We start from the raw sequence: 16,066 nt of genomic DNA, 5'->3' as shown, positions 1-16,066 counted from the left end.
AAACATCAGAATGGAAGCTTCGGCGTATGGCAGAAAGACATCGGCTTGCCGGTGGCAGGATGGCGAAAGGACAGTCTGACGGCATAAAGCTGAAGCTGCCCGGAAATCGGACCGGGCTGTTCCATAGCGGCAGGGGCATACTTCCTGTCCCCGACGATGGGGCAGCCAAGCCCTGCCATCTGGACGCGGATCTGGTGGTGGCGTCCGGTATCCAGTGTGATTTCAGCCAGGGCCATGGCGTCCCTGGTTCGTATGACCTTATACCGGAGGCGCGCCGGTTTGGCTCCCGGGGTATCCGGCGTGCAGATACGGGAAGTGTTGGTGCGGCCGTCTTTAACCAGGTAGTCTTCCAGGTGCCCTTCCATCTCCCCGGGAACGGCGCCCAGGACGGCAAGATAGTGTTTGCCGAAACCGGAAGTTTGAAGCTGCCGGCTGAGGGATTTTGCTGCCGCGGGGGTTTTGGCAAATACGAGCAGCCCCTCCACAGGCTGATCCAGACGGTGGATGAGGGCCAGATAAGGCTCCCCGTTTTCGGACTGCCGGCTGTGCAGGTGATTTTTCAGAATGCTCACCATGTCGGGTGTGCCGACCTGCCGGCTCTGGGTGGGAACGCCGGATGGCTTGACACAGACAAGGATGTGTTGATCTTCGAACAGGATTTCCGGTTTCATGGCAAAATCTCCTTTCATTTTAGAATAAAGTACAGAGAATCTCTGATTACTATCTAAAGAATTGTGTATATTTCTTGACTTTTTGCCGCAATCTGACTAAACTGATTATCATACAAAAGTTTTACCAGGTCAAGCAGTAAGTTCGGATTAAAATATAGATGCAGTTAAGCGGGAGGACAGGATGAATAACCGGGAGTGGGAAAGATTCGGGGAAGAAATCCGCAGGAATGTACAGGATGCGGTGGATTCCAGAGACTTCAGCAGATTGAACCAGACAATTACGGATGCGATCAACGGCGCGGCGGACGGGATTACCAGAGGCATGAAGGACGCGGCCGGGGAGATCACCAGGGGCGTGCGGCAGAGCCGGAGGAAAAACGGCGGCAGGCAGTCCGGGCGGGGGGCGTCCGACAACAGATATCAATACCAGGAGAATTTTGGACAAAATGACGGCCGGTGGCAGCAGGGGCCCGGCATGAACTGGAACGGCCGGGAAGGCTCTCCCTTTGGAGGAACGTACGGGCAGGCCGGACAGGGAGCAGACAAGGCAGGGGGAGCCGCGTATGACCAGCCTGGACAGGGGGCTGCAAACGGTACATACGGGCAGGCTGACCGGCGATACAACTGGAATAAGGCATATTATTCCAGATTCGGCAACCGGGATAAGACGGTGGAGGAGCAGGAAGAAGGCCACGGGCCATACTATCCGGAGCCGGAGAAGCAGCTTCCGGCGCTGTATGCAGGTACAACGCCTGCGAAGGTCGGCGGAACAGTGCTTTACGGAATCGGATGCGCCGCAGGGAGTGTTTCTCTGATCGGTCTGGCGATGGTTCTCCTTGCCGGTTTTGGAACCGGAGATATGGGCGGGGCCTTTTGGGTGGCCTTCGGCGGCCTGGCGGCATTTTCCGCGGGATTTGGATGCATGGCGGCGGCCGGCAGCAGTATCCGGGGAAAAGTCAAACGCTTCCGGGGATATATCAGCAGCCTGGGCGGCAGAGAATACTGCAATGTAAAAGAACTGGCGGAGCACCTGGGAAAATCCCGGCGGTTCGTGGTGAAGGATTTGGAAGAGATGATACGCAAAGGCTGGTTCAGACAGGGACACCTGGACAGGCAGAAGACCTGCCTTATGGTCAGCAATGATGCGTATAAGCAGTATACGGACCTGCAGGAACAGAGAGAACAGATCAGGACAGAGACCAGGGAGCAGAAGGAGGAAGCTGCCAGAAAGCGGGCCAGGGAGGTACAGAAGGAGGCGGAAGCGCCGGATTCAAAGCTGTCCCCGGAGGTTCGTAAGATCATCAGGACGGGAGAACAGTATATTCAGAAGATCCACGCCTGCAACGACGCCATTCCCGGAGCGGAGATCTCGGCCAAGATATCCCGGATGGAGATACTGGTTGACCGTATTTTCGACCGGGTGGAGCAGAATCCGGATACTGTGTCGGACATCCACCGGATGATGGAGTACTACCTTCCGACTACGGTGAAGCTTCTGGAGGCATATCAGGATCTGGACGCCCAGCCGGTGCAGGGAGAGAATATCATCTCTTCAAAACGGGAGATCGAAAAGACGCTGGATACCCTGAATATGGCATTTGAAAAGCTGCTGGACAGCCTGTTCCAGGATACGGCGTGGGATGTGTCCTCGGATATCTCCGTTTTGCATACCATGCTGGCCCAGGAAGGGCTGACGGAGGGGGACTTTAAGGAAGTACACTGATATATACAGGCTGTCAATGCCTGCAAAGCGCAGGACAGCCATAGAATAGACGAATCAGGAGGTTACTATGGGAAATGAATTAGATGCATTTACGACAACACCGACACTGACGCTGGACCCCTTTGCGGATGAGAAAGCGCCGGCCGCGCCTGTGATCACGGCGGAGCCGGAAAAGCCGATTTTCGATGAAAGTGTTCTGACGGCGGAGGAACGCCACGCAGTGGAGCAGTTTGCGGAGAAGATCGATCTGACCAATTCGCAGATGATCCTGCAGTACGGCGCGGGGACACAGAAGAAGATGGCGGATTTTTCGGAGAGCGCCCTGGAAAATGTCAAGACCAAGGATCTGGGAGAGGTGGGCGAGCTGCTTACAGGCGTAGTAAAGGAGCTGCGGAGCTTTGACGAAGAGGAAGAAAAAGGCTTTCTGGGGATTTTCAAAAAGCCTGCCAATAAGATCAGCGCCATGAAGGCAAAGTACAACAAGGCGGAGACCAACATCAACCATATCTGCAAAGTGCTGGAATCCCACCAGGTGCAGCTTTTGAAGGATGTTGCCCTGCTGGACAAGATGTATGAGCTGAACCTGACCTATTTTAAAGAGCTGACCATGTACATCATGGCCGGAAAGAAAAAGCTCCATGAGATCCAGACCGGACAGCTCCCGGCCCTCTTCCAGAAAGCGCAGACCAGCGGGCTGGCGGAGGATGCCCAGGCAGCCAGGGATCTGGATTCCATGTGCAACCGGTTTGAGAAAAAGCTCCATGACCTGGAGCTGACCCGTCAGGTGTCCCTCCAGACAGCGCCCCAGATCCGGATGGTTCAGGGCAATGATACGCTGATGGTGGAAAAGATCCAGTCCACCATTGTCAATACGATCCCGCTGTGGAAGAGCCAGATGGTGCTGGCCCTGGGCGTGGAGCATTCGGCCCAGGCAGCGGCGGCGCAGCGGGAAGTGACAGATATGACCAATGAGCTGCTTAAGAAAAACGCGGCCAAGCTGAAGATGGCGACCATTGATGCGGCAAAAGAGTCTGAACGGGGCATCGTAGATATGGAGACCTTGAAGATGACCAACGAATCTCTGATCTCTACGCTGGATGAAGTGATGCGGATTCAGCAGGAGGGCAGACAGAAGCGCCGGGAGGCGGAGACCGAGATGCACCGTCTGGAAGGGGAGCTCAAGCACAAGCTCCTGCAGATGCGGGCATAGCCGGCCGAACCGGACAGGATGGATGTTATGCGCGCCGGCGCAGAGTACAATCTAAAATTACGAATACAAGGAGAATAGTTATGGCGAAGGAAAAGAAGCTGGTAGAATCAATCACTTCCAGGGAGGTGGATTTTGCGCAGTGGTATACGGATGTTGTGCGGGAGGCAAAGCTGTGTGATTATTCAGGGGTCAAGGGATGTCTGAATTATCTCCCCAACGGATACGCAATCTGGGAGAAGATCCAGGCGGATCTGGACAAACGCTTTAAGGATACAGGGGTAGAAAATGTCTATCTGCCGGTTTTGATACCGGAGGCGCTGCTTCAGAAGGAAGCGGATCATATCGAAGGATTTGCGCCCGAGGTTGCCTGGGTGACGCAGGGAGGGCTGGAACCTCTGCAGGAGAAGTTTTGCATCCGCCCCACTTCCGAGACGCTGTTCTGCGACGTATGGAGCAAGACGGTGCAGTCCTACCGGGATCTGCCCAAGGTGTGGAACCAGTGGTGCTCCGTGCTGCGCTGGGAAAAAACTACCAGGCCGTTTCTGCGTTCCCGCGAATTTTTATGGCAGGAGGGACATACGATTCACGCCACATTTGAAGAGGCGGAGCAGAGGACTCTGACCATGCGCGACGTGTACCGGGATTTCATCCAGGATGACCTGGCGATCCCGCTGGTATGCGGCCGCAAGACGGAGAGCGAGAAGTTTGCAGGGGCTCAGGACACCTATACGGTGGAAGCACTGATGCATGACGGGCAGGCGCTGCAGTCCGCCACCAGCCATTTCTTCGGCAGCTCCTTCCCGGATGCGTTTGACATCAAGTATTCGGATAAAAATAACGAATTGCACAGTGTATATGAGACTTCCTGGGGGCTGTCCACCCGGATCATCGGCGCCATCATCATGGTACACGGCGATGACAGCGGACTGGTGCTGCCGCCGAGGATCGCTCCGGTACAGACGAAGGTTATCCCCATCGCACAGCACAAGGAAGGGGTGCTGGATAAGGCGGGAGAGCTGCTGGATACCCTGAGGGCAGCAGGCTATGCGGCGAAGATTGATGACTCCGACAAGGCTCCGGGCTGGAAGTTCAGCGAGCAGGAGATCCAGGGAATCCCGACCCGGATCGAGATCGGACCCAAGGATATCGAACAGGGACAGGTAGTCGTAGTGCGGCGCGACACGAGAGAGAAGACGGTCGTTGCCATCGGCGAGATCACTGAAAAATTGGGAGAAATCCTGGAGACCATGCAGAAGGACATGTTCGAACGGGCAAAAGCATTTTTGGATTCTCACATTGACTCCGCAGTGACCATGGAGGAAATGAATTCGAAGTTCAATGAGAGCCGCGGCTTTATCAAGGCAATGTGGTGCGGCGAGGAAGCCTGCGAGGATGAGATCAAAGCGCAGACAGGCGGCGCGTCTTCCCGGTGCATTCCGGATGAGGAGGAACACCTGTCAGACGTATGCATCTGCTGCGGCAAGCCTGCGAAGCATATGGTTTACTGGGGGAAAGCATACTAAACAGCGGCCGTATCCGTGAGGGTACTGAGCGGATATATGTGGATTGAGGGCGGGGGTTTTTATGGCATTTCAGAATATGGTAAATATGCAGCTGATGATGTTCCTGCTTGTCGGAATCGGCTTTTTCGTGAGAAAAAAGGGGATCATCGGCGGTACTGCACGGAAAGAGCTGGTGAACTTCTGCCTGTATATCACATTGCCGTTCAATATTTTCCATTCCTTCCGGATGGATTGGGACTCCGGTATGCTTACGGCTTTTCTGGAAGTATTGCTGTTGTCCATTGGCTATAATGTGATCTCCATTTTTATAAGCTTTCTTTTCTATCACCGGAGCGAATCCCGGCGGCAGAAGCCGCTGAGGTACGGGACGATCGTGTCCAACGGCGGATTTTTGGGCAATCCGGTGATTGAAGGAATCTATGGTATGGAAGGCTTGTTTTACGCATCGGTATTTATGCTTCCGGTGCGTATTGTCATGTGGAGCATCGGGACTTCCTGCTTTTTGAAAGGCAGCCGGGAAAATCTGGTGAAAAAGGTACTGACGCATCCCTGTGTTGCAGCGATCTATCTGGGACTTGCGGCCATGATTTCCGGGATCGAATTTCCGGATTTTCTGGAAAAAACCATCAGCGGCGTCAGTACATGCAACACGCCGTTGAGCATGATGCTGATCGGAATGATGTTGGCGGAAATGGATCCAAGGGGTATGCTTGACGGGACGATGGCATTTTACACGTCGGTGCGCCTGCTCCTGGTTCCGGCCGTGATCTTTGGGATTACGCTGCTGCTGCCGATTTCCCCGCTTCTTCGCGGAATCACGGTGATCATCGCAGGGATGCCGGCCCCGGTGACCACCGCTTTGCTGTCCGCAAAGTATGACGGCGACGAGAAATACGCTACGGCAATGATCTTTGTGACAACGATTCTGTCACTGGTGACGCTGCCGGCCTGGTGTTATCTGCTGGGCGTGTAGATGAGGCTGATGGAAAAATATATTCGAAAGGAATGTCGGATCATATGAAAAAACGGATCATCCTTGGCTCCGCGTCTCCGCGGAGGAAGGAACTGTTGGAACAGATCGGGATCAAGTTTGAGATCGTGGTCAGTGATGCCGAAGAACATTATGAAAGCACCCGGCCGGACGAGATCGTCAGGGAGCTTGCGCTGATGAAGGCGGAGCAAGTGGCGGAGGAAGTGAAGCGCCGGGAGAAGGAAGGCGTGGGTGAGGATTATCTTTTGAGATCTGAAACAGGAGAGGCGCGCCTGCGCAATCTGCTGATCCTGGGCGCGGACACGGTGGTCGTGCGGGACGGGGAGATCCTTGGAAAACCATCCGGCGCGGAAGAGGCTTTTGAGATGCTGAAAAGTCTGCAGGGAAGGGCGCACCAGGTCTATACAGGGGTTGCGGTGCTGGACTTTGACGGAAACGCAGAGCGGCACACCGTCTCTCACGCCGAGGAAACAAAGGTCTTTGTACATGCAATGACGGATGAGGAGATCCGAAGTTATATCGCAGCCGGGGAATCTCTGGACAAAGCGGGCGCTTACGGGGTTCAGGGAAGGTTTGCGGCATACATTGACCGGATCGAGGGAGACTATTACAATGTGGTGGGACTGCCGGTCGCATACCTGTATCATGCAGTCAAGGGGCGGCTGGAAGAATGATGGAGCGGATCATGGGAATATTTTCTTTTCATAAAAACAGAGAAAAAGAGGCTGAGGAAAGGGCGTTCCGGCAGAAAACGGAGGAGTGCCTTGCAGCGCTTGCGGAAGAAATGAAACAGGGCAGGGCGGTTCTGGAGAAACTCTCTCAGGATGTCCGGCAGGCGGGCTCGGATGTGCGCAGGCATGACATGGCGCTGGAAGACTGTCTGGAAGCCCTGGAAGAGCAGCAGGAGGAAGAAAGTCAGAGCCGGAAGCAGATCAGGAAGCTGGAAGCAGAACAGGAGAAGCTTTTAAAGCTGCTGGCCGTATATCAGGAACAGCTCTGGGGAATGAAGCGTTATGCCGGGCAAAAAGACCCTGCATGGCTTTCTCAGCTTGAACTGATGGAAAAGGCGGTAGGCGGCAGCAGGCAGTCCTGCGGGATTGTGTGGATCGAGGAGGCCGGGGTGCAGGTGGATTATGAGCTGCATGAAGTGATTGAGGCCAGGGCAGTTTCCCAGGAGCAGATGGATATGCAGGTGGCGGAGGTCTACAGCCCGGGGATGATCTGTCGTGGCACTGTAAAAAAGAAAGCACGGGTGGCGGCATACCGCCTGGAAAAGTAAAAAACAGGGCTGAGAAAGGTACAAAGGAGTAAGGATATGGGAGCAAATACAATTATAGGGATTGACCTTGGCACCTCGACAACGGAAGCGGCAGTGATCCGGGACGGCAAGCCAATGATGATCGTCAATTTTGACGGACAGGTCATCACGCCTTCCGCGGCGGGCGTGGACAAGGAAGGGCAGTTTGTATTCGGGGAAAAGGCGAAGGCGCAGTATTTACTTGCACCTGAGGACACGGTGATTGAGGCAAAACGGAAGATCGGTACAAAAGAAACACTCCGTATGGGAAAAAAAGAATATTCACCGGTGGAGATCTCCGCGATGCTGCTCAAATATGTAAGAGAGTACGTATCCGAATCCCTGGGCGAGGACATTTCCAGGGCCGTAATCTCTGTGCCGGCGTATTTTGACGACCTGCAGAGACAGGAAACGGTGGAAGCCGGAAAGCGGGCGGGCTTCTCGGTGGAGCGGATCATCAATGAACCCACGGCGGCGTCGCTGAGCTACGGGATCAGCCATATGGATGAGGAAAGCCATATTCTGGTCTATGACCTGGGAGGCGGTACATTTGACGTGACCCTCCTGGAAATGTTCGGAGGTGTGGTGGAGGTGAAGGCCAGCAGCGGCGACAACCGGCTTGGGGGAAAGGACTTCGATGAATGTCTGATCCAATGGCTCTTGTCCCAGTTTCGGAAGAAAAACGGCAAAGACCTGAGCAAAGACCCGGCAGCGATGGTAAAGCTGAAAGAGCAGGCCGAATGGTGTAAAAAGGAACTGAGCGTCCGGGATTCCTGCCAGATCGTGATCCCTTTCATTGCGGAAAAGAACGGGAATCCGCTGGCATTGGAAGAGACCGTGACGGCGGAGCAGTTTGAGGAAATGACCCGGGAGCTGGTGGAGCGGACCCACGCCCCCATAGACGTGGTGCTGGCGGACAGCGGAGTGATGGCCGAGGAAATTGACCGAATCCTGCTGGTAGGCGGCTCCACCCGGATGCCGATGATCCGCAGAGATATCGAAGCCTACCTGCACACAGAACCGTCAAAAGCAGTGAACCCGGATTACGCGGTGGCGGAAGGGGCTGCGATCCAGGCCGGCATCATCGAAGGGTCGCTGAGCAGGGAAGAGGGGATCATTATGACGGACGTGAATCCCTATACACTGGGAATCCGCGTGCTGTGCGATGACAAATCCCACTACATGAGCATTGTGATTCCAAGAAATGTGACCATCCCTGTTGTCAGAAAAAGTATCTATTATACAAGCTATGATAACCAGGATGCCGCGAAAATAGAGGTCTATCAGGGGGAACACGACGATGTGCGCCTGAATCATTTCCTGGGAGAGTTCGTCATTTCCGGAATCCCCATGCGTCCGGAAGGAGAAGAGCGGATCGAGGTGGAATTTTCCTACAACCTGAACGGGATGCTGGAGGTCAGCGCACGGATTCCAAGCTCAGGTGAGGAGGCTTCGGTTGAGATCAATATGATGGAGTATGAGCAGGAGTTTTTTACAGAAGCGGCGACCGATGTAACCAAATGGAAAGAATCTTCTCTTGCAAAGGAATATCGAACCGTCATCCGCAGGGCCGAGCGAAGGCTGAAAAACGAAAAGGTACAGAATATGCCGTTCTACAAGGATGACCTGGAGAGCTGTCTGTACGACTTGAAGCTCGCGCTGATTGAGGAGGATCAGGATCGGGCGGAGGAACTGGAAGAGGATATTCTGGATATGCTGGAAGAAATGGAATGACAGGGAATGGATGATTATAAGACACTGGGGCTGGAACAGGGAGCCTCTCAAAAGGAAATAAAAAGAGCGTATTTTTCTCTGGTTAGAAAATATTCCCCGGAGGAGGCCCCGGAGAAATTCCGGGAGATCCGGGAGGCGTACGAGCGGTTAAAGGGGCAGACGGAAGGCCAGGGGCCGATGTTTCCCAGGCCCGTAGATCCACTGGCGTGTAAGTTTTTAGATTTGTATTGGAGCTATCGGAATGCGCAGGACGTCCAGGGGGCGCGGGACGTCTGTCAGGAGGCGTGGAAGCGTTTTCCGGAAGAGATCCAGTTTTTATATCACCTGGCGCTTGCGCAGCGCAGGGCGGGCAATTCCGGAAAATCGGTCAAAAGCTGCGAGGAGCTTGTAAAACGGGAGCCAGAGAATCGGTGGTTCTGGAGAGAACTGGCTATTTCCTACGATGAACGCAGCTATACCCGGAAGGCTTTTCAGGCTTATGAAAAAGCCTATGAGCTGGGATGCCGGGATTTCCGCTTTTTGCTGGAGTTTTCCGTATCCTGTAACAATTATGAACAGTATGACAGGGGAATCCAGATCCTGACAGAGCTGATCCGAAAAGACAGGCGATGGAAAAGGGAAGAAATTACAGGAGTGATGGATGCGTATTTTGGTATTGTCACCATGTACTGTGCTAAAGGAGAGGACTTCAGCGGCATCCTGGGGGAGTTTAGCCACTTTATCCGGCAGTATTCGATCTACCTTGCGGAACGCTTGGAGTATGTACTGGGATTCTGTTCACGCATGATTATGGGCATAGAGCTGTGCGCCGATCCTCATGATCTGGTAATGGACATTTTTTCGACTCTGAAAAGGGTGTGTGTTTCTGAGAAAGACCGGGGTATGCTCAACGAGGTTCGGGAGCAGTATCTGGAAACACGGATTTATGCGGATTCCCGTCTGGATCGAACGGTACGGCTTGGAGTGCAGGTCTGTTTTCAAATGGATGATGAGCCTGCGGATGTCCGTGCCTTTGCGGCGGCGGACCTGAAATTGTGCATGATCCGGGAGCGGCAGGAGATCTTGCCGCAGTTGGAGATTCTGGAGGAAGAGTATCCGGAGTACTATGAAAAGATTCAGGATTTTGCAGAGCAGCTCCGGAAAGGGGAAAATCTGGACTATCTGAAAGGCACTCTGCTCAAGCAATATACCCGCTATGCGAAATACATCAGCGGGGGCGTATACTTTGAAAGATATCCGGATGAGAAAAAGAGGGCCATGGGGACGGTGGTCTATGAGAATGACGGCGAGCAGCCGTTTGTGAGAAGCGGGAAAAAGATCGGGAGAAACGCGCCCTGTCCCTGCGGGAGCGGAAAAAAATATAAGCATTGCTGTATGAGGAAAGAACATGCATAAGCATAGAGTTTCCGGGAATACTAAGGGAGTACTTTCGGAATCTTTTCCTTACTGATTTCGCGGGAGTACATAGAAAAAACAGGAGGAAGATCTATGAAAGCAAAAGTCAATGATGGATGTATTTCCTGCGGGGCATGCGTTTCTACATGCCCGGAGGTATTCCGGTTCAACGATGAAGATGTGGCAGAAGCTTATGCGGATGTTACGGAAGAGACAAAGGGCGCAGCGGAGGAAGCAAGGGATAGCTGCCCGGTTTCGGTAATTGACCTGATGGATTAAAGACGGCGGCATATCAGGATGCACTCTGATATGCCGTACTTTTTCAACATAAGAGGGTGATTCGGCCCTTGTCATGATAAGCAGAAGAAGGAGGCTTTGTGAAATCCATAGATACAAAATACAGAAAATTAAACCTGACAGGACGCTTTTTTGACGGCTCGAAGATCTATTTTGCCGTCGCCGTCGGAGCATCTCTGGCAACGACTGCTTTAAACGCGCTGACACCCCAGATTTTTCGGTTCAGCATTGATTCCGTGCTGGGCGGCGAAAAATACATATATCTGTCCGGGCACCTCTGGGTTCTGTCGCTCCTGCTCATCGGGGTGGCCGTGCTTTCGGGAATATCCCAGTATATCTGCCGGTCGAACACGGCCATGGCGGGGGAAAATTTCGCAAAAAACATGAGGGATGCCCTGTTTGTCCATGTACAGAAGCTGCCCATGCAGTGGCATGACCAGAACCAGACCGGCGATATCATCCAGCGGTGCACCTCGGACGTGGAGGTGATCCGCAACTTCGTGGTCACCCAGCTGCTGGAGGTATTCCGTACGGTTTTCCTGGTGGTCATTTCTTTTGTAATGATGCTGTATATGAATGTGAAGCTGTCGCTGGTGGTACTGGCGTTTGTACCGGTGGTCGTGCTGTATTCCGCCATTTTTTACCGTCTGATCGCAAAACGGTTTGTGGACGCGGACGAGGCGGAAGGGGAACTGTCCACCGTGGTCCAGGAAAATGCGACGGGAGTGCGGGTTGTCCGTGCTTTTGGCCGGGAAAAGTTTGAGATGGACCGCTTCCGGGAAAAGAATGAGATTTTCGCCAGGCTCTGGATTAAGCTGGGTACATTGTCCGGCCTGTACTGGGGTGTGGGTGATCTGATTACCGGTTTTCAGGTGGTTGCGGTGATCGTCCTGGGGACGGCTGAGGCGGTTCGCGGCGCCATATCTGTCGGGGAATTTGTCGCCTTTGCATCCTACAATACGACGCTGGTATGGCCCATCCGCGGGCTGGGACGGATACTTTCCGATATGAGCAAAGCCGGCGTGTCTTTTGAGCGTGTAGATTATATTATACGGGCAGAAGAAGAGGCATATACGGATTCGGACAGGAGAACGGATCGGAAAGAAACGGAAGGCACCGGCAGGCCGCATAAGTTTGACATTTGTTTTGAAGATGTGAATTTTGCGTACGAATCCGGAAAAGAGGTTCTCTCGGATGTCCGCTTTTCCATCCCTCAGGGCTCTGCCTTCGGAATTCTTGGAGGAACAGGGAGCGGAAAATCGACCATTGTACAGCTTTTGACCCGCCTGTACGAGCTAAAGGAGGGGCAGGGCAGGATCTGTATCGGCGGGAGGGATATCCGGGAGATTCCTTTGGAGCAGCTTCGGGGATGCGTTGGAATGGTATTGCAGGAGCCTTTCCTGTATTCCAGGACGATCCGGGAAAATATCGGGGCCTGCGCGCCGGACGCGTCCATGGAGGACATCCGCCGGGGGGCGAAGATCGCCTGCGTGGATGGGTCAGTCATGAGTTTTCCGGACGGTTACGAAACGCTGGTCGGGGAGCGGGGAGTTACGCTTTCGGGAGGCCAGAGGCAGCGGGTGGCGATTGCCAGGATGCTGCTCCAGAATGCCCCGATCCTGGTGTTTGACGATTCTCTCTCCGCGGTAGATTCACAGACAGACTCCATGATCCGAAAGGCGCTGGGCGACTGCATGAAGGATGCGACGGTGATTCTGATTTCCCACCGGATTACGACCCTCATGGGGGCGGACCAGATCCTGGTACTGAATCACGGCCGGGTGGAGGAAATGGGCACCCATCATGAACTGATCGAAAGGCAGGGGATCTACCGCAGGATCTACGACATCCAGATGAGCCAGGATGACCGGCAGCAGATGACCGCAGAAGCGGAAGAATGCCGGGAGCCGGCAGCAGAAATACATTCGGATAGTCAAAGCGTGTCAGGAGACAGCAGGAATCCGGCATGGCAGGAAGGAGGCGCAGAAGATGGCGGCATATGAAGAACAGGAATATAACAAGCCCTTCAGTATCCGAACCTGGGCAAAGATGCTGCCTTTTTTCAGGCCCTACAGGAAATATTTTGGGATTTCATTTTGTTTGAATATATTTCTTGCCGGGGTAGATGTGGTGGTGCCTCTGTTCCAGAGCTTTGCCATTGACCGCTTCATTACGCCGGGAAGCCTGGATGGGCTGGGGCGTTTTGCGCTGGTCTACGGACTGGTGATCGTGCTCCAGACGATCTGTGTCTATATCTCTGTCCACGCGGCGATTATCATTGAAATGAACCTGGGAAGGGATTTGAAATGGGCTCAGTTTGAACATCTGCAGACCTTGTCCTTTTCCTATTACAATACGACGCCGGTGGGGTATATCCATGCCCGGGTCATGAGCGATACGCTGCGGATCGCGTCCATGGTCGCATGGGGGCTGGTGGATATGTTCTGGGCGCTGCTCTACGTGGTCAGCGTGTTCGTGATCATGTTTCTGCTGAATGTCCGGCTGGCGTTGGTGATCCTGCTGATCGTGCCCTGCATTGCGGTTTTGACGGTGTATTTTCAGAACAAGATCCTGCACTGGAACCGGAAGGTGAGGAAGATCAATTCCCAGATCACAAGTGCATACAACGAAGGGATCACGGGAGTCAAAACATCAAAAAGTATGGGGATTGAAAAGGAAAATGCCCATGCATTTTTTGAACAGACGCTGGAAATGAAGCGGGCTGCGGGGCGTTCCGCAAAACTGAACGCGGTCTATATCCCGGCCATCCTGCTGTTTAGTTCCGTGGCTGCGGCAGTGGTTCTGGCGCAGGGCGGCTATATGGTTCAGGAAGAGATTATGCGGCTTGGAACTCTGTCCGTGTTTATCTCCTATGCAGTCATCATTTTTGAACCGATCCAGCAGCTTGCAAGGCTGTTGGCGGATCTGATCTCCTGCCAGGCAAATATCGAGCGGGTGATGGACCTGCTGGAGCAAAAGTCGAATGTGGTGGACCGGGCGGATGTGATCGAAAAGTATGGAGACGCATTTTCACCAAAGCAGGAAAACTGGGAGAGGATCAAGGGCGATATCGTATTCGAGGACGTGTCCTTTATGTATCCGGACGGGAAGGAGTATGTGCTGGAGCACTTCAGCCTTCATGTGCCCGCCGGGATGAATGTGGCGATCGTAGGCGAGACGGGGGCAGGAAAATCCACGCTGGTCAATCTGATGGGACGTTTTTTTGAGCCCACGTCAGGGCGGATACTCATTGACGGGGTGGACTATCGGGAACGCTCCCAGCTCTGGCTCCACAGCCAGATCGGATATGTACTGCAGAATCCCCACCTGTTTTCCGGAACGGTCCGGGAAAATATCCGCTATGGAAGGCTTACGGCTTCGGATGCGGAGATTGAGGCCGCTGCGGAAAGTGTTTCGGCGGATCAGGTGGTGAAGAAGCTGGAAAAAGGGTATGAAAGCGATGTGGGGGAGAGCGGCGGCAGGCTGTCCACCGGGGAAAAGCAGCTTATCTCCTTTGCAAGGGCCATTCTTGCCGACCCGGCCATATTCGTGCTGGACGAAGCCACGTCCTCCATCGACACCCAGACCGAGCAGCTGATCCAGCAGGCAACCGGGAAGCTTCTGAAAGGGCATACTTCTTTCATCATCGCACACCGGTTATCGACCATCCGGCAGGCGGACCTGATCCTTGTGGTGAAGGACGGGAAGATCATCGAACGAGGAACCCACCGGGAGCTGCTGGAAGAAAAGGGATATTATTATGATCTGTATTCCAGGCAGTTTGAAGAGGAAGCTTCGATGCAGGTGTTTGCGGAAGGGGGCAGGACAGGATGCTGACAGAGAGACAGGAAATCATAGACCTGTGTCTGAACTATCCGGGAGTATATGAGGATTATCCGTTTCATGATCCCAACTGGTGCGTGATGCGGCATCAGGAAAATAAAAAAGTGTTCGCATGGATTTTCGAAAAGGACGGATACATCTGGGTCAATGTAAAATGCGACCCGGAGTGGATTTCATTTTGGAGAAATGCGTTTGAGTCGGTCATTCCGGCATATCACCTGAACAAGGCTTACTGGAATTCCATCATCCTGGACGGAAGTATTCCGGATAAAGAGATCCGGATCATGATCGGGAACAGCTATGATCTGACTGCAAAAAAGCGCAGGAAGGAGGAAATACGATGTTAGCGTACACCTATGTTTCGCAGGGCAATTTTCAATTGACTGAGAAACCAAAACCGGAATTGGCGGATGCAAAAGACGCCATTGTGAGAGTTACATTATCCAGCATCTGCACCAGCGATCTGCATATCAAGCACGGGGCGGTTCCTAGAGCGGTGCCGGGGATCACGGTGGGCCATGAGATGGTGGGGATCGTGGAATCCGTGGGATCGGAGGTTTCGGCTGTAAAGCCGGGAGACCGGGTGGCGGTCAATGTAGAGACATTTTGCGGAGAATGCTTTTTCTGCAAGCGCGGATATGTCAATAACTGTACGGATGAAAACGGCGGTTGGGCGCTGGGGTGCCGGATTGACGGAGGGCAGGCGGAGTATGTCCGTGTCCCTTATGCAGAACAGGGGCTTACAGTCATTCCGGAACATGTATCCTTTGAGCAGGCCCTTTTTACGGGGGATATCCTGGCAACCGGATATTGGGCAGCACGAATCTCTGAGATCACTCGGGAAGATACGGTATTGATTCTCGGCGCAGGGCCTACCGGGATCTGCACGCTTCTCTGCGTGATGCTGAAGCACCCGAAGCAGATCATCGTATGCGAAAAGGATCCGGACAGGCTGGATTTTGTCAGAAAGCAGTATCCGGATGTGATCGCGGCGGCTCCGGATTCTCTGGAAAGTACAATCAGGGAAAACTGCCGAAACGGCGGCGCGGATGTGGTGCTGGAGGTGGCCGGGGCAAAGGATACATTCCGGATGGCATGGCAGTATGCAAGGCCGAATGCCGTGGTTACGGTTGTGGCGCTTTACGAGGAGGACCAGGTGCTTCCGCTGCCGGAGATGTACGGAAAAAATCTGACCTTCAAGACCGGGGGAGTGGACGGCTGCGACTGCCGGGAGATTCTCGCGCTGATCGCAGAAGGGAAGATTGACACGACGCCGCTGATCACACATACATATCCATTGGAACAGATAGAAGAAGCATATGATTTGTTTGAAAATCGAAGAGACCATGTGATAAAAGTTGCCTTAAAAGGAAAATAGGGAA

General features: G+C 53.6%; 14 protein-coding genes. 13 read left to right on the top strand and 1 reads right to left on the bottom strand.

The features are described 5' to 3' along the window. Window positions 1-5: 5 nt before the first annotated feature. On the bottom strand, window positions 6-671 hold the full coding sequence (locus tag EBB54_RS18975) for an RluA family pseudouridine synthase (protein WP_125128565.1): 666 nt from the start codon (window positions 669-671) through the stop codon (window positions 6-8). A 181-nt stretch (window positions 672-852) separates the two neighbouring features. Between EBB54_RS18975 and EBB54_RS18970 the strand changes: the two genes are divergently transcribed. From EBB54_RS18970 to EBB54_RS18910, 13 genes are all read left to right on the top strand, one after another. Continuing rightward, window positions 853-2,394 (top strand): 5-bromo-4-chloroindolyl phosphate hydrolysis family protein, encoded by a 1,542-nt coding sequence (locus EBB54_RS18970; RefSeq protein ID WP_125128564.1) that lies wholly within the window; start codon window positions 853-855, stop codon window positions 2,392-2,394. A gap of 67 nt (window positions 2,395-2,461) precedes the next feature. Beyond that, window positions 2,462-3,604: a toxic anion resistance protein gene (locus tag EBB54_RS18965; RefSeq protein ID WP_125128563.1), complete on the top strand. Its 1,143-nt coding sequence runs from the start codon at window positions 2,462-2,464 to the stop codon at window positions 3,602-3,604. An 80-nt stretch (window positions 3,605-3,684) separates the two neighbouring features. Continuing rightward, the gene (gene proS, locus EBB54_RS18960; RefSeq protein WP_125128562.1) at window positions 3,685-5,127 is read left to right on the top strand and encodes a proline--tRNA ligase; all 1,443 of its coding nucleotides are present in this window, start codon (window positions 3,685-3,687) and stop codon (window positions 5,125-5,127) included. Between the two features lie 61 nt (window positions 5,128-5,188). Then, complete coding sequence (locus tag EBB54_RS18955) at window positions 5,189-6,100, top strand: AEC family transporter (RefSeq protein WP_125128561.1); 912 nt, start codon at window positions 5,189-5,191, stop codon at window positions 6,098-6,100. A 44-nt stretch (window positions 6,101-6,144) separates the two neighbouring features. Beyond that, entirely contained in the window at window positions 6,145-6,792 is a 648-nt protein-coding gene (locus tag EBB54_RS18950) for a Maf family protein (RefSeq protein ID WP_125128560.1), read from the top strand. Window positions 6,793-6,803: 11 nt separating this feature from the next. Then, a complete protein-coding gene (locus EBB54_RS18945; RefSeq protein WP_125128559.1) occupies window positions 6,804-7,397 on the top strand; it encodes a hypothetical protein in 594 nt (197 codons plus the stop codon). Window positions 7,398-7,433: 36 nt separating this feature from the next. Further along, complete coding sequence (locus EBB54_RS18940) at window positions 7,434-9,149, top strand: Hsp70 family protein (RefSeq protein ID WP_125128558.1); 1,716 nt, start codon at window positions 7,434-7,436, stop codon at window positions 9,147-9,149. Window positions 9,150-9,155: 6 nt separating this feature from the next. Then, complete coding sequence (locus tag EBB54_RS32515; protein ID WP_125128557.1) at window positions 9,156-10,544, top strand: DnaJ domain-containing protein; 1,389 nt, start codon at window positions 9,156-9,158, stop codon at window positions 10,542-10,544. 93 nt (window positions 10,545-10,637) lie between these two features. Continuing rightward, complete coding sequence (locus EBB54_RS18930) at window positions 10,638-10,823, top strand: ferredoxin (RefSeq protein WP_004075072.1); 186 nt, start codon at window positions 10,638-10,640, stop codon at window positions 10,821-10,823. Between the two features lie 98 nt (window positions 10,824-10,921). Next, a complete protein-coding gene (locus tag EBB54_RS18925) occupies window positions 10,922-12,844 on the top strand; it encodes an ABC transporter ATP-binding protein (RefSeq protein WP_125128556.1) in 1,923 nt (640 codons plus the stop codon). Next, the gene (locus tag EBB54_RS18920; RefSeq protein ID WP_125128555.1) at window positions 12,831-14,678 is read left to right on the top strand and encodes an ABC transporter ATP-binding protein; all 1,848 of its coding nucleotides are present in this window, start codon (window positions 12,831-12,833) and stop codon (window positions 14,676-14,678) included. The genes EBB54_RS18925 and EBB54_RS18920 overlap by 14 nt, the downstream gene beginning before the upstream one ends. After that, window positions 14,672-15,031: an MmcQ/YjbR family DNA-binding protein gene (locus EBB54_RS18915; RefSeq protein ID WP_004075078.1), complete on the top strand. Its 360-nt coding sequence runs from the start codon at window positions 14,672-14,674 to the stop codon at window positions 15,029-15,031. Before EBB54_RS18920 ends, EBB54_RS18915 begins: the two co-directional genes overlap by 7 nt. Continuing rightward, window positions 15,025-16,062: an alcohol dehydrogenase gene (locus tag EBB54_RS18910; RefSeq protein ID WP_125128554.1), complete on the top strand. Its 1,038-nt coding sequence runs from the start codon at window positions 15,025-15,027 to the stop codon at window positions 16,060-16,062. The genes EBB54_RS18915 and EBB54_RS18910 overlap by 7 nt, the downstream gene beginning before the upstream one ends. Window positions 16,063-16,066 lie beyond the last annotated feature (4 nt).

Source organism: Schaedlerella arabinosiphila, from assembly GCF_003885045.1.
GTDB classification, from domain to species: domain Bacteria; phylum Bacillota; class Clostridia; order Lachnospirales; family Lachnospiraceae; genus Schaedlerella; species Schaedlerella arabinosiphila.
Note: the sequence above shows the minus strand (reverse complement) of the source record. Positions and strands in the feature narration are given on the sequence as shown.